Origin of the sequence: Thioalkalivibrio sp. ALE22 (assembly GCF_000381445.1) — a bacterium.
GTDB lineage: Bacteria > Pseudomonadota > Gammaproteobacteria > Ectothiorhodospirales > Ectothiorhodospiraceae > Thioalkalivibrio.
Genome location: NZ_KB906502.1, coordinates 1 through 18,771, shown reverse-complemented (window position 1 = coordinate 18,771; position 18,771 = coordinate 1). Strand labels below are relative to the sequence as shown.

The window sequence follows — 18,771 nt, the reverse complement described above, 5'->3', positions numbered from 1 at the left end:
ACGGGGCAGGTCAGTCGAGCTCGCGCGGAGGGATGCGCGGGTCCTCGACCTCGTTCTCGTCCAGCATCTGCGTATCCAGCATGAAGCCGATCGCGGCGTCGCTGATGCCGTTGATCACGAACTGCACGGCCAGCACTGCGAGGATCAGGCCGAAGACCTTGGTGAGGATGTCCTTCCCGGTGTCGCCCAGGTACTGGACGATGTAGCGCGAATAGATCATCGCGTAGTAGCAGGCCACCATGCAGGCCAGTACGCCGAGGAACACGAGCCCCGTGTGATAGACCGTCGGGGCCTCGCTGGTCAGGATCATCACCGTGGCGATCGCACCCGGACCGCTCATGAACGGGATCGCCAGCGGGATCACCGAGATATCCTCGGTCACGTGCCCCTTGTCGGCCTTCACCTCTTCGGCGGTCTCCTTTTCGGTCGCTCCCTTCTGCCGAATCATGCCGATCGCGATGCCGAACAGGATGATGCCGCCGGCGATGCGAAACGCGGCCAGGGTGATTCCGAACAACTGGAAGATCACCCCGCCCAGCAGGGCGAAGGCGAACAGCAGGGAGGTGGCTACCTTCACCGAACGCAGCGCGATCGCGCGCCGTTTCTCCTCAGAGGCGCGTGGCAGCATCGCCGTGAAGATGAACGCTGTGGTCAGCGGGTTCACGATCACGAACACCGCCAGGAAGGTGACGACGAGGTATTCCAGCAGTACGAGCATGACTGGATCTTAGGCCGGAAGCCGGAAGGTTGCGAGATAAGCTTGCGCAGGCGGCCTGATCACACCGATCGCCACGGCACTGCGCGCCTCGCGATGACGGTGCCCTTTTGGTGTCATTGCGAGGAGCCAAGCGACGAAGCAATCGCCTGACGCTTGCGGGGCGCCCGAAATTCGGTTCCGGTGGTTCCGGACGGAAGTTGCCGCGCCCCCGGCGGAATCTCGCGATGACGGTGCCCCCTTCGCGTCATTGCGAGGAGCAGCGCGACGAAGCAATCTCCATGGGAAGCCCCGACGCCGGACCGTCGCGTGCATGGGCAGGGACAGGGCCCGGTCGTTATACTCTGCGCGCATGAAGAAACGTCTGCACCCGGAATCCTTCCCGACCCTCGAGCACTTTGTCGGCAATACGCCGCTGGTGCGCCTGCAGCGCATGGCGGCGGACCTGCCGTCCACCGTGCTGGTGAAGCTCGAGGGCAACAATCCCGCCGGTTCGGTCAAGGACCGGCCCGCGCTGAACATGATCCAGGCGGCCGAGCACCGTGGCGACATCCAGCCTGGCGACACCCTGATCGAGGCCACCAGCGGCAACACCGGCATCGCGCTGGCGATGGTCGCGGCGATTAAGGGCTACCGGATGATCCTGGTGATGCCGGACAACATGTCGGCCGAGCGCCGCGCCTCGATGAAGGCCTTTGGCGCCGAGCTGGTGCTGGTCTCGCGCGAGGAGAGCATGGAGGGCGCGCGTGATCTGGCCGACCGGATGGAGGCCGAGGGCAAGGGCCGGGTGCTGAACCAGTTCGGCAACCCGGACAACCCGGATGCCCACTACCTCGGCACCGGGCCGGAGATCTGGCGCGATACCGAGGGCACGGTGACCCATTTCGTCTCCGCGATGGGGACGACCGGCACCATTATGGGCGTGTCGCGCTATCTCAAGGAACGCGACCCGGAGGTGCAGATCGTCGGCGTGCAGCCGACTGAAGGCTCCTCCATCCCCGGCATTCGACGCTGGCCGGAGGCCTACCTGCCGACCATCTTCGAGGCCTCGCGGGTGGACCAGACCGTGGATGTGACCCAGGAGGAGGCCGAGGACACCATGCGCCGGCTGGCCGCCGAGGAGGGCATCTTCGCCGGGGTCTCCTCCGGCGGTTCCGTGGCCGCGGCCCTGAAGCTGGCGGCCGCGACCGAGGGCGGCACCTTCGTTGCGATCATCTGTGACCGCGGCGACCGCTACATCTCCACCGGCGTGTTCCCCGCATGAGCGCCCCGATCCTGATCTTCGATCTCGAGACCGTCCCCGACATCGACGGCGCACGGCGCCTGCACGACTTCGAGGGGCTCGACGATCACGAGGTGGCCGAGGCGCTGTTCGCGCTGCGCCGCGCGCAGGCCGGCACGGAGTTCCTGAAGCACCCGCTGCACCGCATCGTCTCCATCGGCGTGCTCTACCAGGGCGGCGATGCGCTGAAGCTCTCCGCCTTCGGGCGCGAGGGCGAGGACGGCCAGGCGCCGACCGAGGCCGAGCTGCTGCGCCAGTTCTTCGACGTGATCGACAAGCGCACGCCGCAGCTGGTCAGCTGGAACGGCGGCGGCTTCGACCTGCCGGTGCTGCACTACCGCGCGCTGGTCAACGGTGTGCAGGCCCCGCGCTACTGGGAGCAGGGCGACGACGACCGCGAGTTTCGCTACAACAACTACCTGTCGCGCTTCCACTGGCGCCATGTGGACCTGATGGACGTGCTGGCCGGCTTCCAGGGCCGCGCGGTCACCAGCCTCGACATGATGGCGAGCCTGCTCGGCTTCCCGGGCAAGCTGGGCATGGACGGCTCCAAGGTCTGGCCGGCCTGGCGCGACGGGCGCCAGGCCGAGATCCACGACTACGTCGAACACGACGTGCTCAATACCTATCTGGTCTGGCTGCGCTTCGAGTACATGCGCGGCAATCTGACCGACGCGGCCCTGGCCAGCCGGCAGCAGCAGCTGGCCGAGTACCTGGAGGCCAGCGGCGCGGCCCACCACCGGGAATTTCTCGACGCCTGGCGGCCGGCCGGACGCACGGACTGATGGCACGCATCGACAAGACCCCGTTCGAGGCCGTGATCGAGGAGGTCACGCTGGACGGCCAGGGGGTAATCCGCCGCGATGGCAAGGCCTGCTTCATCCACGGTGCCCTGAAGGGCGAGCGGGTGATGGCCCAGCAGACCGGGCGCAAGCGCCGTTTCGATTCCGCCGAGGTGGTCGAGGTGCTGGAGCCGGCCCCGGGCCGGGTCGAACCGCCCTGCGAGTTCTTCGGCCTGTGCGGCGGCTGCAAGCTGCAGCATGCGTCGATCGAGACCCAGCGCGCGATCAAGGAACAGGCCCTGTTCGATGCCCTGGAGCGCATCGGCCACGTGACCCCCGAGGCCCGTTTCGAGCCGCTGACCGACACCACCCTCGGCTACCGCCGCACCGCGCGGCTGGGGGCGAAGTACGTGCCGAAGAAGGGCGGGGTGCTGGTTGGCTTTCGCGAGCGTGGCAGCCCGTATCTGGCCGAGATGGACCACTGCGAGGTGCTGCACCCGGCCGTGGGGCAGCGCATCCGGGCCCTGCGCGAGCTGATCGGCGGCCTCGAGGCGCGCGACCGCCTGCCGCAGATCGAGGTGGCGGTGGATGACGACGAGCGCGTGGCGCTGATCTTCCGCAACCTCGATCCGCTGTCCGAGGCGGACAGCGCGCGCCTGTCGGCCTGGGCGGAGGCCGAGGGCATTCAGGTGTATCTGCAGCCCGGCGGCCCGGAGACGGTGGAACCGCTGGCCGGGCCGATCGAGCCATTGATCTATCGCCACCCGGACTACGCCGTGTCGGTCCCGTTCATGCCCACGGACTTCATTCAGGTGCATGCCGGGATCAACCGCAAGATGGTCCCGCAGGCGCTGGCCGCGCTGGACCTGAAGCCGGGCCAGCGGGTGCTGGATCTGTTCTGCGGGCTGGGCAACTTCACCCTGCCGCTGGCGCGCACGGTGCCCGAGGGCGAGGTGGTCGGTGTCGAGGTGGACGACGCGATGCTGGAACGGGCGCGCGCCAATGCCCGCGACCAGGGCATCGCCAACACCCGCTACGAACGCGCCGATCTGGACGACGTGGAGGCCCTGAAGAACGCCGCATGGCTGGCCGAACGCTTTGAGCGCGTACTGCTGGACCCGCCGCGTACTGGCGCGGCCGCGGTGATCGAGGCGCTGGCACCGCAGCGCATTGAGCGCATGGTCTATGTTTCCTGCAACCCGGCCACGCTCGCCCGTGACGCCGAGCGCCTGGTGCATCATCATGGCTATCGCCTGGAGCGGGCCGGGATCATGGACATGTTCCCGCATACCGCCCATGTGGAATCCATGGCCGTGTTCCGGCGCGACTGACGCGCCAGCCCGACGAGCCAAGAGGGAGAGACCGAATGCTGGAGATCGTACAGGCGGGCGGGTGGCTGATGCTGCCGATCCTGCTGTGTTCCGTACTGGCCGTCGCCATCGTGCTGGAGCGGCTGTGGACGCTGCGGCGGTCGCGCGTGGTCCCGCCCCGCCTGCTGACCTCGGTGTGGGAGCAGATGCGCACCCAGGGGCTCAAGCTCGACGACATCCAGCGCCTGCGTGCAGGGTCACCGCTGGGCGCGATCCTGGCTGCCGGCCTGGCCACCCATGACCGCGCGCGCCAGATCACGCAGGAGAGCATCGAGGAGGCCGGCCGGCGCGTTGCGCATGAGCTCGAGCGCTACATGAATACGCTGGGCACCATCGCGATGATCACCCCGCTGCTGGGCCTGCTTGGCACCGTGGTCGGGATGATCGAGGTCTTCACCGTGATCACCGAGATCGGCGTGGGCAGTCCGCGTGATCTGGCCGGGGGCATCTCCCAGGCCCTGATCACCACCGCGACCGGCATCGGCGTGGCGATCCCGGCACTGGCCTTCCACCGCTACTTCCGCGGGCATATCGACGAGCTGGTGCTGGAGATGGAGCAGGAGGCCACCAAGCTGGTCGAGGTGATCCACGGCGAGCGCGCGGCCGGCGCGGCCGAGGGCGGGGCGCAGGCGTGAACTTCCGCGCGCCACGCCGCCAGGAGGAGCCGGGTGTCAACCTGACGCCGTTGATCGACGTCGTCTTCCTGTTGCTGATCTTCTTCATGGTCTCCACGACCTTTGACCAGCATGCGGACATCGAGCTGACCCTGCCCTCGGCCGACCGCGAGGCCGAAGCGGTGGAGCGCGCCTGGATCGACATCGTGGTGGATGCCAACGGCAACTACTTCATCAACGGCCAGGAGCTGATCAATCGCCGCGCCGAGACCCTGGAGCGTGTGCTGTCCGAGGCGCGCGAGGGTCGCGAAGATGACCCGGTGCTGATCCGCGCGGACGCCAACGCCAGCCATCAGTCGGTCGTGCGCGCCCTGGACGTGGTGGGCCGCCTGGGCATTACATCCGTGTCGATCGCCACGCTGGGCGAGGCTGCCGATGACGACTGACGAGCAGCACGCGCAGCACTTCGATTCCGGCTGGAGGGTCTATCGCCGCCTGCTGAGCTATGCCTTCGTCTACTGGCCGCTGCTGGCGATCGCCACGGTCGCGATGCTGGGCATGGCGGCGACCGAGGCGGGCTTCGCCGCGCTGATGAAGCCGCTGATGGACGAGTCCTTCGCCGAGGGCGAGGGCCATCCCCTGGTGGCGTGGATTCCGCTGGCCCTGATCGGCCTGTTTCTGGTCCGCGGTGTGGCCGAGTTCGGGTCGGTCTATGCGATGCGCTATGTCGGGCGGCAGGTGGTCAAGCGCCTGCGCGAGGAGCTGTTCGAGCGGCTGCTGCACATGCCGGTGCAGCGCTTTCAGGAGCAGAGCAGCGGCGAGCTGATCTCGCGCGTGACCTACAACGTGGAGCAGGTGGCGACGGCCGCGACCGACGGCTTCAGTACCCTGGTGCGCGACACCCTGACGATCATCGCGCTGCTGGCCTGGATGTTCTGGCTGACGCCGACCCTGACCCTGACCATCCTGATCATCGCCCCGGTGCTGGCCGTGCTGGTGCGCGTCGTCACCAAGCACTTTCGCCGCATCTCGCACCGCCTGCAGTACAACATGGGCGACGTGACCCACGTGACCCAGGAGGTGATCGAGGGCCACCGGGTGGTGCGCATCTTTGGCGGCGAGACCTACGAGCGCGGGCGCTTCGAGGACATCAACGAGCGCAACCGCCGGCTGCATATGCGCATGGAGGGCATCAAGGCCGCCTATACCCCGACCATCCAGTTCCTGGTCGCGGCAGTGCTGGCCTTCGTGATCTGGGTCGCGACCTCGGATTTCGGCGACGACACGGTCACGGCCGGCACGTTCGTCTCCTTCCTGACCGCGATGCTGCTGCTGTTGAGCCCGATCCGCCGGCTGTCGATGATCAACGCGACCCTGCAGCGGGGTATCGCGGCGGGGCAGAACATCTTCGCGGTGCTGGACGAGACGCCGGAGCGCGACACCGGCCACGTGCCCCTGGATCGGTCCGAGGGGCAGCTGGCATTCGAGGACGTGGCGTTTCGCTACAGTCCCGAGGGCCCGGACGTGCTGAAGGCCATCTCGTTCGCGGTGAAGCCGGGCGAGAACGTGGCCCTGGTCGGCCGCTCGGGCAGCGGCAAGACCACGCTGGTCAACCTGCTGCCACGCTTCTATCACCCGACCGAGGGGCGCATCCTGCTGGACGGCCATGACCTCGAGACCATCCGCCTGCGCGACCTGCGCCGGCAGATTGCCTATGTCGGCCAGAATGTAACCCTGTTCGCGGACACCGTTGCCGCCAATATCGCCTACGGCCGGCCCGAGGCGACCGAGGCGGAGATCCGCGAGGCGGCGCGCGCCGCGCATGCACTGGAATTCATCGATCGCCTGCCGGACGGCATGCAGACCCTGGTGGGGGAAAACGGCACCCGTCTCTCCGGTGGCCAGCGCCAGCGTCTGGCGATTGCCCGCGCGCTGCTGCGGGATGCCCCGATCCTGATCCTGGACGAGGCGACCTCGGCGCTGGACAACGAATCCGAGCGCCAGGTGCAGGCCGCGCTGGATGCGCTGGTGAGCACGCGCACCACGCTGGTCATCGCCCACCGCCTTTCCACGGTCGAGGGCGCCGACCGCATCCTGGTGATGGACAACGGCCGCATCGTGGAGAGCGGGCGCCACGAGGAGCTGATTGCTCGAGGCGGGGTCTACACCCACCTGCACCGCCTGCAGTTCCGCGAGGAGGCGGGGGATGGGGGCTGATGCCGGGGGCTACGGGGATCGTCCGCTCCCGGTCTGGCGCGCGACCTGGCGGGATTATCGCCGGGGCGATGGCAGCCGGGCACGGGCCCGGCGGGGTTTCCTCACCCCGCCCGCGGATCGCGGGCGCCTGATCTGGATCAAGGCCGGCGGAAGCCCCGAGGACGTGCGCCTGGGGATCGAGCTGCTGGGGGCGGTGCGCGACAAGCGCCAGGACGTGCGCATCGTCCTGACTTTCGAGCAGGACTACCCGGAACTCTTCGAGCGCCACATGCAGCCATTTCGCAAGGTCGGGGTGGGCTACGGCCCCTGTGACCGGCCGCGGGTGGTGCGCCGGGTGCTGCGGCGCTTTCAGCCCCACGGCATCCTGCTGGCCGGTGGCCGGGCGCCGGTCAATCTGTTGCAGGAGACCGAGGCGCCGGTGATGGCGGTGAACACCGCGCCGGCTGCCGGGGGCATGTCCCCGGTGGCCTGGCACTGGCCCGTCGATCCTGTCGCCGCCGAAGGCTGGCCGGCCGCCGCCCGCGCGCACGCGTTGGACCCGGCCGACCCCCAGGCCCGGTTCGTCGAGGCGCAGGCCGATGTGGTGCTGCGCTCGCTGGTCGGGGGCGGGGTGGAACGCCTGTGGTGGTGGCATGGCACGCCGGCGCAGTGGCTGGCCTGGCGGGCGGCCTGGGAGGCCTCCGGCTGGGGTCAGACCGACATCCTGCTGGCCAGCCTGCGTGGGGAGACGGACGCCGCCTCGTTGCCAGGTGCCGATCAGGTGGTCTCGGACTGGGACCGGTCGGCGCTCCCGCCGGGGACTATCCTGCACCTGGATGATCGGCGCTGGTTCGCGGCCGCGGCCAGTGCCGCCCATGCGGTGCATCTGGCCGCGCCGGATCGCCAGGCCCTGTGGCAGGGCCTGGCCGGCGGCGCGGCCGTGAGCCTGGGCGAGGCGCCGGCCGCGGAGGTGCCCTGTCCGGTGCTGGGCGAGCCGGACGCGGTGCTGGCGGCCTGGCAGGCCCTGCGGGACGACCCGGCCGCGCGGCGCCAGCAGGGTGACGCGGCCCGCCGACGCTTCTGGGAGGAGCGACGCCAGGTGGATGCAAATTTCGACGCCGTATTGCAGCAGGTCTGGGACTGGTAGCCATGGGCTCGCTGCAGGCATGGCTTGGTGCCCGGCTGTGGGATCAGTGGAGCCAGCGCGGGCCGTTCGCGGCGGCGATGTTTCCGCTGTCGCTGGTGTATGCCGGGCTGGCCGAGTGGAACCGTCAGCGCCAGGAACAATTGCGGCGCGACATCACCATCCCGGCCAAGGCGGTGATCGTGGTGGGGAATCTCACGCTGGGTGGCAGTGGCAAGACGCCGATGACCGTCTGGCTGGCCAAGCGTCTGCGTGCCGCCGGGTATCGGCCGGGTATTGTCAGCCGTGGCTACGGCGGGCGCGGGGACGTCGCCGGGATTGCGGTGACCCCCGATTCCGATCCGGTGGTGGTGGGGGATGAACCCCTGCTGATCGCGCGCCGCACCGGGGTGCCGGTGCAGGTGGACCGCGACCGGGTTCGCGGCGCGCGGGCCCTGACCGAGCAGGGGGTGGACGTGGTCATCGCCGATGACGGCATGCAGCATCACCGCCTGCCGCGCGACATCACCATCCTGATGGTCGACGGCAAGCGCCGCTTCGGTAACGGGCTGTGCCTGCCGGCGGGGCCGCTGCGCGAGCCCAGGCGGGCGCGCGAGCGGGCGGATTTCGTGATCGTGACCGGGGGCGAAGCCGGCCCCGGCGAGATTCCGATGGAACTGGTCCCGGCCAGCCGGCTGCTGCGGGTGGATGGGGCCGACGAGTCGCGCAAGCCCCACCGGTTTGCCCGGCGCGATGCCCACGCGATCGCCGGTATTGCCGATCCGGAGCGCTTCTTCCGTACCCTGGAGGCGGCGAAGATCGGTATCATTCGACATCCGTTTCCCGACCATCATCGCTTCCTGCCGCACCAGATCCGCTTCGATGACGAGTTGCCGGTTCTGATGACCGAGAAGGATGCCGTAAAATGCCGGTCGTTTGCGCAGGACAATCACTGGTACTGGCCGATCGCGGCCCGGTTGCCAACCACTTTCGAGCCGGCGCTGCTCGCGCGTCTGGAGACCGTCAGTCGGCTCAAACATCTGGGGTAATGCATGGACAAGCGTCTGCTCGATATTCTGGTCTGCCCGGTCACCAAGGGTCCGCTGAAATATGACCGCGAGAACCAGGAGCTGATCTCGGTCTCCGCCGGGCTCGCCTATCCGATCCGCGACGACATCCCGGTGATGCTGGAGGACGAGGCCCGCGTGCTCTCCGAGGACGAGAAGGGACGCTGGCGCGAGGCCTGAGTCGCCGCATGACGGGCTTCGTCGTGGTGATCCCGGCCCGCATGGCCTCCAGCCGGCTGCCGGACAAGCCGCTCGCGGCGGTCGCCGGGCGCCCGCTGATCGCGCATGTGATCAGCCGGGCGCAGGAGAGTGCAGCGGGCCGCGTGATCGTGGCCGGGGATGACGAGCGCATCCTCGCGGTCGCGCGCCAGTGCGGGGCCGAAGCCTTCCTGACCGATCCCGCGCTGCCCTCGGGCACCGACCGCATCGCCGCGGTCGCGGCCGCCGAGGGCTGGGGGGACGAGTCCATCGTGGTCAACCTGCAGGGCGATGAACCGCTGACCCCGGGACCATTGCTGGATGACCTGGCGGCCCTGCTGGCGCAGACCCCGCAGGCGGACATGGCCACCCTCGGCGTGCCCATCCGCTGCGCACAGGACCTGGCGGACCCCAACCAGGTCAAGCTGGTGACCGACCGCAGCGGCCGGGCGCTGTACTTCTCCCGTGCCCCGATCCCCTGGGATCGCGAGGCCCACCGCGCCGGGCAGGTACCGGCAGTAGAGCAGGCCACCCGTCATCTGGGGCTGTACGCCTACCGTGCCGGGTTCCTGCGGCGTATGAGCGCCGAACCGCCGGCCCCGCTGGAACAACTGGAGCAGCTGGAGCAGCTGCGCGCCCTCGACATGGGCGCGTGGATCCAGGTCGGCCGCCGCACCGAGGCCCATCCCCCCGGCGTCGACACCCCGGAAGACCTGGACCGCGTCGACGCCTTCCTGTCCGGGCGTGCCCGCGCCTGATCCCCGCCCGCGGACTCAGTTCGAGCGCAGGCCCGCCTGCAGACTGCGCGCCAGGGCCTGGCCGTCGCGGGTCGCGGCGTCCGGGGAGGGGCTGAAGGGTTGCAGCGTGGCGATCACCCGGTGCTCGAGGGTGGTGTCGCTGTTGGTCGGTTCCGGGTCGATGTAGCCGTGCTCGCCGAGCCATGCCTCCAGGCGCTCGCGCGTCGCGCTCTGGAAGCGCTTGACCGCGCCCTGTTCCAGTTCCCGGACCAGGGCCTCGGCGTCTCCGTCCACCTGCGTGGCCAGTTCACTGACCGCTTCGATAAAGGTATCGCTGATCACGCCGGAGCCCTCCAGCGCGGCACGGTCCACGGGGCGCCCGCGGCCCTGGCGCCAGGCGCGCAGCCAGGCGCGCGCGCCCGCGACCCGGGCCGCAAGCTGCTCGCGCTGCGCCGGGTCCCCCAGGAGTTCGGCATCGGGTCCGCGCAGGACGGTCTCCAGTGTGCCGACGCTGTCTACCCCCAGGGTGAGCAGGCGGTGCAGGGCGTCAAGGTTGTCGCGCAGCAGATGGAACGGGTGGATCCGCGCCGCATCCTGCCACGGGTCGATCGGCGGCACGCCGAGCATGGTGGCGTAGTCCTCGGGACGGACGTCGCCCGGGCTCGGGATCGCCCGGCGCTCGGGCAGGGCCAGATCGTCGGCATCGGTGATGGCGTGCTGGGCGCCGCGCACGGCCGGCAGGTCGATGCTCCGCACCGTGGCGTCCCGGGCGGACCAGTAGCGCGCATCCTCGGGCTGGGCCGTAAGATAAAAGACCTGCCGATCATCCTCCTGTGCCAGTAGCTGGAGGCTTTCGGCGACCGCGCGGAAGCGCTCGGGGTCGGCGGTGCCCAGGGCCTCGTCCAGGAACAGCGGCAGGGGCGTGCGCCCGCGCTCGGCCTCCAGCGCGAAGGCGATGCGCACGGCCAGCACGAGCTGCATGCGGGTGCCGCTGGAGAGTTCCGACAGGCCGCGGGTGTCGCCCGTGGCGGTCTCGCGCGCGGCGAATGGTGTGGCCGTCTCGCCGGGGCTGAACAGCAGCTCGTACTGATGCCGCGTAAAACGCTGAAACCAGTCACGCGCCCGGCGCAGGGCAGCGGGCTGCGCGGTCTCTTCGTGCTCGGTGGTGACTTGGTCCAGCAGAAACTGGCCCGCGGTGGCGAACAGGGCCTCGTCCAGACGCGTGTCCAGGGCGTCGCGGGCCTGGGCCCACCGGGCGCGCGCGGTCTCCAGTGCGCGATCCCGTCCGGCGCGGTCGATCTCGGTCTCGATGCGGGTGATTTCGCGGGTGAGCTCGTCGCGCTGCTGCGCCTGGTGTTCGCATTCGGCCAGCGCTTCGCGCAGCGCCGCCTCGGCGTCCTGATCGACCAGCGCCAGCAGGTCCGGTTGTGCCTCAAGGTGACGGCTGCGATCGCCTTCGCGGGCGCGGACGTCGCGCAGCTCATCCTGCAGGCGCTGCCATTCCGGCCGCAGCCGCAGGTGTTCGCGCAGTCCCGCTTCGTCATCCTCTTCCAGCCCGGCCCGGGCGTACAGTTCGGTGACGCGTGCGCGCGTGGTGTCGGCCTCGACTTCCAGGCGCTCGAGCTCGCGCTGCGCCTCGTGCTGTTCGCGGCGTGCCTCGTCCCGATCCTGCAGGCGGCGGGCCAGCCGTTCCAGACGCTGCGCCAGGGCGTCGGCCGTGGGCTGCGCGTCCTCCGGGGCGGCCGCGTACGCGTCCAGGAACCGCACCAGGGCCGTGCGCAGTTCGTCCATACGGGCCGTCAGTTGCTCCTGCTCGCCCCGGGCCGTGGCCTCGTCGCGACGGGCGCGGTCCAGTTCCGCGCTCAGGTGGATCCAGCGCTGCAACGAGGCATCCAGACACTCGGGGTCGAAGCCGACCGCCGCGGCCGTCTGGCGCAGTTGTTCCCGAGCAGCTGCCAGCGCGTCGTGCTTCTCCTCCAGTTCACGCTTCAGCCGGGTGCGGCGTTCGGCCGCGTGGCGGTCGGCCTCGGCTGCGCGCAGTTCCCGTTCCACGGCCTCCAGGCGTTCACGCACCGCCTCCGGCGTCCAGGCCGAGGGTGGCTCGATGCCGGTATCGCGGTAACGCGCCTCGGCCGCCTGGCGCGGGACGGCGTCGTGGTTCGGTCGTGCCAGTATCCAGCCCGACCAGGCCACGGGGAGCGCCAGGACGAGGAAGCCCCAGTGGACCCACAGGGCCGCACTCCCGATGGCCGCCGCAGCTGCGGCCAGGGCCGTGATCCGCGCCGCTCGGTGCAGGACGGAGTTCGCCGGCGGGCGCGGGGCGCCGAGCCAGTGCAGCAGTTCGTCCCGTGCGCGGCGCAGCGCCTCCGGGTCGGGCCGGTCGGGGTCGGCCGCGGGCAGGCCGGCCAGTTCGTCCTCGCGGCGGCGGATCGCGGCCTGCAGCTGGCGCTGGGTTTCGAGGGCCTGTTCCGTCGTGTGGACCGCGGTCGGGTCCAGCGTCGGGACGGCAGCCGGGTCGGCGCCCAGAGCGTCAGCTGCCGAGGCGACGGCCGAACGGGCGGACTGCAGCTCGCGTGCGGCCTGGTCGGCGCGGCTCTCCAGTCCCTGCAGTTCGCGTACGCGGGCGCGCGGGTCGTCGAACGCGGCGGCTTCCAGGGGGCTTTCGGACAGTCCACTGGTATCCAGCTGGTCGCGGGCCGCATCGAGCCGGGCCTGGGCCTGCTGGCGCTCGTGGTCGAGGCGGCGCAGCGTCTTGCGCAGCTGTTCCAGGCTGTCCAGTTCGTCGCCGCGCAGCCGGGCCAGGCCCTCCGGGAAGGCCGCCAGCCGGGTCTCCAGGGACTGGCGTTCGCGGCGGGCCTCCAGCAGCTCCAGGGCGCGTTCGTACTGGGCGGCCGCGTCGCTGGCCCGCTGTGCGTCCTGGCGCTGCGCCTCCAGTTCGGCGAGACGTTGTTCGTCCTCCTGCAGGGCGCGCTGTTCGCGCGTGCGCTGGCGCAGCTCCTGCTCGGCGGTGGCCAGGGCCTGTGCTTCGTTGCGGGCATGAGTGGTCTTCAGGGCCAGGGCGGGGTCCGCGCGCAGGGCGGGGAGGTCGTAGCCGCCGGCCAGTTCGCGCGCCAGCCAGTCGCCGATCGCCCGTTCGGTCGCGTGGTCCGCGGCCAGCAGGTCCTCGATGTGCAGGGTGTAGCAGTCGATGAAACGATGATCCGGCAGCGGCGGCGGATCGCCGCGCTGCCCGTCGCGCAGCCAGTACAGGTCGGTGCCGACGCGCTGCGCCTCGAGGCTGCCCTGTGCGTCGTTGAAACGGGCCGCGACCTGCACGCCCCTGTTGCGCTGTTCCTGTGGATAGAGGGCGGCGCGCAGGCCGCGCAGCAGGCTGGACTTGCCCGAGGCGTTGGGGCCGACCACGACGTTCACGCCCGGTCCCAGGGCCTCCAGCCGGAAGCCCGGATGGATGCCGGGGAGGCGCTGGATGTCCAGGGATTCCAGCTTCACTGGTCGCCCTCGCGCTGCAGCAGCAGGCGGTCCAGTGCGTGCAGGGCCGCGGCCTCCAGGGTCGCCGCGAGCGCGGTGTCATCCGGGGCCTCGCGCCCCAGCGCGCGGTAGTGCGGGGCGCGGGTTATCTCGGCGAGGGGCTCGCGCGCGGCGTCCAGCAGGGCGCGGCGCGCTTCGCTGTCCGCCCCCTGCAGCAGCAGAAGCTTGCGCGCGAGCAGGGCGGCCGGGTCATTCCCCGCGGCCAGCGCCTCGAGGTCCACGGCCGGCTGGGCCTCCAGGCGCCAGTCGTGGACGAAGTACAGGCGATCCCCCAGGGTCTGCACCGTGGCACGCGGATCGTCCGCATTCAGGACGCGCTCCAGTGCCGCGCGCTGGTCGCTGCGGCCGGTGAATCGCAGCCGGCAGCCGACCGCCCGTGGCCGCTGCGGCCATTGCTCGATTTCGGTGTGCAGGCGTTCCAGGGCCTCGGTTACGCGGTGATGGATGTCCGCGGCGACGTCCAGGCCGTCGACCGGGATCTCCAGGGTGTCCCAGTACAGCGGTGCCAGCGGGACCTGCTGGATGGAGAGCGTGCCGTTCGCGGCCAGTTCCAGCTGCCAGGGGCCGTGGCGCCCGGGCTCGCCCGGGTCCATGCCGGTCAGGGAGCCGAGGTAGCCCATCGGGCGTGGCGCGGCGAGGGCGTCGGGGCGGTGAATATGGCCGAGCAGCCAGGCCTCCGCCGGGGCCGCCTCCAGCGCGCTGCTGCGCACCGGTGCATGCGGGCTGCGCATCTGGTCACGATCGCAGTGCAGCAGACCGAGGGTGGGGCAGTCGACGGGCTCGGGAAAGCCGGACTCCAGCGGGCTTTCGCTGACGCGGGCCTGCGGGAATGACCAGCCCGCGATACGCGCGCGGCCGCCCTCGCGGCTTTGAAGTTCGCGGGTCTCCCACTGACCACCGGCGCCCAGCAGCTCGAACGCCGGCAGGGCCTTTGCGAGGCGCGGGAGGACCTGGACATCATGGTTGCCGGCGACCCCGAGGACGCGGATGCCGGCAGCGGTCAGGCGCTGAACGCCTTCGCGCAGGTCGCGGTAGGCCTCGAAGAAGTCGTCCTCCTGTTCCACCACGTCGCCGGCCAGCAGGACGGCGTCGACCGGCTGTTCCAAGGCGTAGTCGACGCTGCGCCGCCAGGCCGCCGCGGGGCCGAGCGCCGCAATGCCGACCGCGTCATCGACCGCGGGCGGGATGCGCGAGGGCTGGCGGCCCAGGTGGATATCGCCCACGCACAGGAGCTTCATGGGCGCAGGGAGGCAGTCGGGATCATGGCGGCAGTTTGGAAGAATCGCGGGGCAAAGCCAATCCCGGATCGCAGGATTGGCTCCTTCATCGGTTCTGCCCCGTGGGAGCCTGCTTGCAGGCGAAGCCCCTGCCAGAGTCGGGCGCGGGCAGGGGCTTCGCCTGCAAGCAGGCTCCCACGGGTGTGGTGGTGTCCCCCCTGTAGGAGGCCGACCCCCTGGCCGATTCGGTGTTCATCAGCGCCCTATCGGCCAGGGGGCTGGCCTCCTACGGAAGGCGGTGCAGGGTCAGGTGGGGATGCCGAGTTGGCGGGGCAGCTGGCCGAGACGCCCGAGGGTCAGGCAGGGGCGCGGCTGGCCGTGCTCCCAGGGCAGGGACGCCGGGTTGAACCAGGCGGCGCGAAAGCCGGCCTGCAGGGCACCGAGGACATCCGCGGTGCTGTCGTCGCCAACGTGCAGGATGGCGTCGGGTTCGACTCCGGCCTGCTCGCGGGCCTGGTGGAAGATGCGCGGGTCGGGCTTCGCCGCACCCGCTTCGCCTGCGGCGATGGCGAAGTCGAAGTGCCGCCCGAGGGGGGTGCGGAATACGTCGGCATTGCCGTTGCTGATTGCGCCCAGACGGAAGTGGCGGGCCAGGGTAGTCAGCACGCCCGCGGCCTCGGGGTAGGGCGTGACCTCGTTGCGCGCCTCCCAGAACACCTGGAAGCCTTCACCCGACAGACGCTCCGGGCAGCAGCCACAGGTCTCGGCCAGTTCGCGCAGCCAGCGCTTGCGCAGGCGGGTCAGGTCGTGGCGCTCGTGGTCGGGGGCCGCGCGCATGAAGGCCGTGCGGGACTGGATCAGGGCGTCTGGATCAAAGCGTTCGCAGACCGCGGGGGCCTGTTCCCGCAGCCAGGCGTAGAAGCGCGCCTCGGCGTGGTGGATGACCGGCATCACCGGCCACAGGGTGTCGTCGAGGTCGAACGTCAGGCAGCGGATGCGGGTCGGGTCGAGTGGATGTGACCGGGACGGTCCGCTGATGGGGGAACGGTTCATCCACGCAAGGGTAGCGCGGGCACCGCACGCAGCGGTTATATGGCCGATGTCGTTGGGGATACTCCGGGCGTGGCGGACTGATAGGGTGTTTCCTTCGGACAGCAAAGCCGACTCGAGGAGGTGGTTCGGGATGCGACAGCAAGGGGATGCGGCCGTCTGGCCGCGCTACAGCCTCGCGCAGCGGGTGTTGCACTGGCTGGTGGCCGTGCTGGTGCTGGGGGCGCTGGGGCTGGGCGGGACCATTGGCTGGTTCGGCTTCGAGGGTCTGCAGGCGCGCTTTGGCGAGGCGGCGACCAACACGCTCTATACCTGGCACAAGAGTTTCGGGGTGCTGATTCTGGTCTTGATGCTGGTGCGGATCGGACTGCGCCTGCGGCGCGGCAAGCCGGGGTATGCGGTCGCGCTGGCTCGCTGGCAGCGGATGGGTTCCGAGGCCGTGCACGGGCTGTTGTACGTCCTGCTGATCCTGATGCCGGTGATCGGCTGGTGGGCGACCGCGGCCGGTGGCTACCCGGTGCAACTGGGACCGCTGATCCTGCCGGGCCTGTTCCCGGAGAACGAGGCGTTGTCGGAGACGCTGTTCGCCTGGCATCAGGCCCTGGGTCGGGTGACCCTGATCCTGGTGGCGGGACATGTGGTTGCCGCGCTCTACCACTGGCGCATTCGCCGCGACGGGGTGATGCAGCGCATGACCTTCGGGCGAGGCCGATCCTGATCCCGGCATACCGATGACGCGGTGGCTGCTGACGCTGGTGGCGCTGAACGCGGTCCTTCTGGGGCTGGAGATTCCGCGTCATGCGGGGCTCGCGCCGTACGGGCTGGCCTGGGAGGCCTTCGTGCTGGTCGGCCTGTTCGCACTGTTGCCGGCGGGCCGGCTTGCGCGGGGGCTGGCCTGGCTCGTTGCTTCGGTGCTCCTGATCCTGGTGGTGCTGGCGTTGTTCGATGCCCTGACCCGCGCGAGCCTGTCCCGACCGTTGAACGTGGTGCAGGACTGGGTGCTGCTGGACGCCGTCTACCGCCTGGTGACCGGCAACTTGGGCGCGCTGGCGACCGGGCTGCTGGGGGTTTTCCTGGTGACCCTGCTGGTGGCGGTCATCTGGGGAGCCGGGCGGGGGCTCGGTGCCCTCGCGGCGCCTGCGGGGGGCGGTCGTCGTGTTCCGCTGGCCATCGCCATCGGGGCGTTTGGCGTCGGTCTGGGGGGCGTGCTGGCCGCCGAGCGCGGAGCAGCACCCCCGGGAACGGCTGCGCCGGGTATGGCGATGATCCAGCAGCAGGTCGCGGCGGGGCGGTCGGCCCTTGCCGAGAACCAGCGCTTTCGTGCCCGTCTGGAGGCGACCCGCGAAGAGGCCGTTGCGGCTGCCCTTCCGGGGCTCGCGGGGGTCGACGTGATCCTCGGGCTGGTGGAGTCCTATGGCGTCTCTGCCGTTTTCGACGCGCGCTACGCGCCGGTCATCGTGCCCGCGCTCGACCGGCTGGAAGAGGATCTGGAGGCCGCGGACCTGCACGTGGTGAGCGGCGTACTGGAGGCGCCGATCGCCGGCGGCCAGTCCTGGCTGGCCCATGCCTCCCTGCTCTCTGGTCTGCAGGTGCGCTACGCCGGGCATTACGAGGCGCTGCAGGACGCGCCGCGGGACACCCTGGTGCAGGACTTCGTGGCGACTGGCCATCGCACGGCGATGCTGTCCCCGGCCATCCAGCTCGACTGGCCCGAGGGACGCTGGTTCGGCTGGGACCGGATCGTGGACAAGCATGGCTTTGACTACGCCGGCCCGCCGTTCTTCTGGGTGACCATGCCGGACCAGTACACCTGGTCGTTTTTCGAGCAGCAGGTTCGGTCGCCTTCCGATGCACCGGTGTTCGCGATGCTCGCGCTGGTCAGTTCGCATGCGCCGTGGACCCCCATCCTGCCGGTCCTGGAGGACTGGGAGGGCATCGGGGATGGTGAACGGTTCCACGAGTGGGCGGGGAAGGGGCCGGAGCCGGAGGTGCTCTGGCGCGACTTCGGCCGGGTGCGCGATTTCTACGCAGAGTCGGTGCGCTATTCGCTGGAGGTGACCGGGGACTATGCGGCACGCTATGCGGACGAGGACACGCTGTTTTTCCTGCTGGGGGATCATCAGCCGGCGGCGTTGATCACCGGGCAGGACGCCAGTTGGGCGGTGCCGGTGCATGTGATCTCGGGCGATCCAGAGTTGCTGGAGCCGTTCCGCGCGCGCGGCTTTGTGTCGGGGATGCAGCCGCCGTCCGAGTCTGCCGAAGAAGGGTTTGATGCCCTGCGAGGCTGGCTGCGCGACGCGTTCGGTGCGTCATCCAAAGTGGACGGGTGACGCGGCTTGTCCGCCGTTGGCCGAGCGCCTCGGTTGCCCGGCCCCATCAAGACCCTGTTTCGGCATCGGGTGTATCCGGAGACTTTGTTCAGCCGCATGCCTTTCTGTGGCTGGTCCTGGTTCGTCCTCCGGTGTTTACGGTGCCTCCGGTCCGCCGCCTGCCCGGCGCTGACTCGCCAGCGCGCCCCGAGGCACTTTCTTGCTTGCCCAAGAAAGTGAACCGCCCCGGGTTTCCCGGAGACCCGTTGGTTTGGGTCACGCTGCACGAACGGACCCCTGAACTTGTTGATGGTACTGCGCTTCGATCGTTGCCGGCGGTCGATACCCGTTGGATTCCAACAGGCGTCGCCGGTTGAACCAGTCGACCCACTGGAGCGTAGCCCACTCGACGTCGCGTCGATCGTTAAGACGTCCCCAGTAGGCCCGGACCTCGGTCTTGTACAGCCCGTTGAGGGTCTCCGCCAGGGCGTTGTCGTAGGAGTCACCGACCCGGCCCACCGAGGGCTGGAGCCCGGCTTCTCCGAGGCGGTCGGTGTAACGCACCGATACGTACTGCACGCCG

The 18,771-nt window shown here is 70.1% G+C and carries 17 protein-coding genes; 12 read left to right on the top strand and 5 right to left on the bottom strand.

The window, feature by feature from the left end:
- Positions 1 to 10 precede the first annotated feature (10 nt).
- The gene (locus F793_RS0104890) at positions 11 to 718 is read right to left on the bottom strand and encodes a MarC family protein (RefSeq protein WP_018882721.1); all 708 of its coding nucleotides are present in this window, start codon (positions 716 to 718) and stop codon (positions 11 to 13) included.
- Between the two features lie 349 nt (positions 719 to 1,067).
- Between F793_RS0104890 and cysM the strand changes: the two genes are divergently transcribed.
- Genes cysM through kdsB form a run of 10 tightly spaced genes read left to right on the top strand, consistent with a single transcriptional unit; the run spans position 1,068 to position 10,105 of the window.
- The gene (gene cysM / locus F793_RS0104885; protein WP_018882722.1) at positions 1,068 to 1,979 is read left to right on the top strand and encodes a cysteine synthase CysM; all 912 of its coding nucleotides are present in this window, start codon (positions 1,068 to 1,070) and stop codon (positions 1,977 to 1,979) included.
- Positions 1,976 to 2,782 (top strand): 3'-5' exonuclease, encoded by an 807-nt coding sequence (locus tag F793_RS0104880; protein ID WP_018882723.1) that lies wholly within the window; start codon positions 1,976 to 1,978, stop codon positions 2,780 to 2,782. The genes cysM and F793_RS0104880 overlap by 4 nt, the downstream gene beginning before the upstream one ends.
- Positions 2,782 to 4,110 carry a 23S rRNA (uracil(1939)-C(5))-methyltransferase RlmD gene (gene rlmD, locus F793_RS0104875; RefSeq protein ID WP_018882724.1) on the top strand — a complete coding sequence of 443 codons (1,329 nt, stop codon included), beginning with the start codon at positions 2,782 to 2,784 and terminating at the stop codon, positions 4,108 to 4,110. Before F793_RS0104880 ends, rlmD begins: the two co-directional genes overlap by 1 nt.
- Before the next feature lie 35 nt (positions 4,111 to 4,145).
- Positions 4,146 to 4,784, top strand: coding sequence for a MotA/TolQ/ExbB proton channel family protein (locus F793_RS0104870; RefSeq protein ID WP_018878571.1), 639 nt, complete (start codon positions 4,146 to 4,148; stop codon positions 4,782 to 4,784).
- Positions 4,781 to 5,209 carry a biopolymer transporter ExbD gene (locus F793_RS0104865; RefSeq protein ID WP_018875790.1) on the top strand — a complete coding sequence of 143 codons (429 nt, stop codon included), beginning with the start codon at positions 4,781 to 4,783 and terminating at the stop codon, positions 5,207 to 5,209. Before F793_RS0104870 ends, F793_RS0104865 begins: the two co-directional genes overlap by 4 nt.
- A complete protein-coding gene (gene msbA, locus F793_RS0104860) occupies positions 5,199 to 6,980 on the top strand; it encodes a lipid A export permease/ATP-binding protein MsbA (RefSeq protein ID WP_018882725.1) in 1,782 nt (593 codons plus the stop codon). Before F793_RS0104865 ends, msbA begins: the two co-directional genes overlap by 11 nt.
- Entirely contained in the window at positions 6,970 to 8,106 is a 1,137-nt protein-coding gene (locus F793_RS0104855; protein ID WP_018881497.1) for a glycosyltransferase N-terminal domain-containing protein, read from the top strand. Before msbA ends, F793_RS0104855 begins: the two co-directional genes overlap by 11 nt.
- A gap of 2 nt (positions 8,107 to 8,108) precedes the next feature.
- The gene (gene lpxK, locus F793_RS0104850; protein ID WP_018866919.1) at positions 8,109 to 9,131 is read left to right on the top strand and encodes a tetraacyldisaccharide 4'-kinase; all 1,023 of its coding nucleotides are present in this window, start codon (positions 8,109 to 8,111) and stop codon (positions 9,129 to 9,131) included.
- A gap of 3 nt (positions 9,132 to 9,134) precedes the next feature.
- Complete coding sequence (locus F793_RS0104845; protein ID WP_018878568.1) at positions 9,135 to 9,329, top strand: Trm112 family protein; 195 nt, start codon at positions 9,135 to 9,137, stop codon at positions 9,327 to 9,329.
- An 8-nt stretch (positions 9,330 to 9,337) separates the two neighbouring features.
- Positions 9,338 to 10,105, top strand: coding sequence for a 3-deoxy-manno-octulosonate cytidylyltransferase (gene kdsB, locus F793_RS0104840; protein WP_018878567.1), 768 nt, complete (start codon positions 9,338 to 9,340; stop codon positions 10,103 to 10,105).
- Positions 10,106 to 10,120: 15 nt separating this feature from the next.
- Here the strand turns inward: kdsB and F793_RS0104835 are convergent, their stop codons facing one another.
- From F793_RS0104835 to F793_RS0104825, 3 genes are all read right to left on the bottom strand, one after another.
- Positions 10,121 to 13,573, bottom strand: a complete 3,453-nt coding sequence (locus tag F793_RS0104835; RefSeq protein WP_026280910.1) for an AAA family ATPase — start codon at positions 13,571 to 13,573, stop codon at positions 10,121 to 10,123.
- Complete coding sequence (locus tag F793_RS0104830; protein WP_018882726.1) at positions 13,570 to 14,850, bottom strand: metallophosphoesterase; 1,281 nt, start codon at positions 14,848 to 14,850, stop codon at positions 13,570 to 13,572. The genes F793_RS0104835 and F793_RS0104830 overlap by 4 nt, the downstream gene beginning before the upstream one ends.
- Positions 14,851 to 15,135: 285 nt before the next feature.
- Positions 15,136 to 15,882, bottom strand: coding sequence for an HAD family hydrolase (locus F793_RS0104825; protein WP_018866914.1), 747 nt, complete (start codon positions 15,880 to 15,882; stop codon positions 15,136 to 15,138).
- Positions 15,883 to 16,012: 130 nt separating this feature from the next.
- Between F793_RS0104825 and F793_RS0104820 the strand changes: the two genes are divergently transcribed.
- Both F793_RS0104820 and F793_RS0104815 read left to right on the top strand, forming a co-directional pair.
- Positions 16,013 to 16,597, top strand: coding sequence for a cytochrome b (locus tag F793_RS0104820; RefSeq protein ID WP_018875781.1), 585 nt, complete (start codon positions 16,013 to 16,015; stop codon positions 16,595 to 16,597).
- Between the two features lie 13 nt (positions 16,598 to 16,610).
- Entirely contained in the window at positions 16,611 to 18,209 is a 1,599-nt protein-coding gene (locus tag F793_RS0104815; RefSeq protein WP_018882727.1) for a hypothetical protein, read from the top strand.
- 255 nt (positions 18,210 to 18,464) lie between these two features.
- Here F793_RS0104815 and F793_RS0104810 read toward each other — a convergent pair.
- On the bottom strand, positions 18,465 to 18,771 hold a 307-nt coding region (locus tag F793_RS0104810; RefSeq protein ID WP_019592784.1), incomplete at its 5' end, for an integrase core domain-containing protein.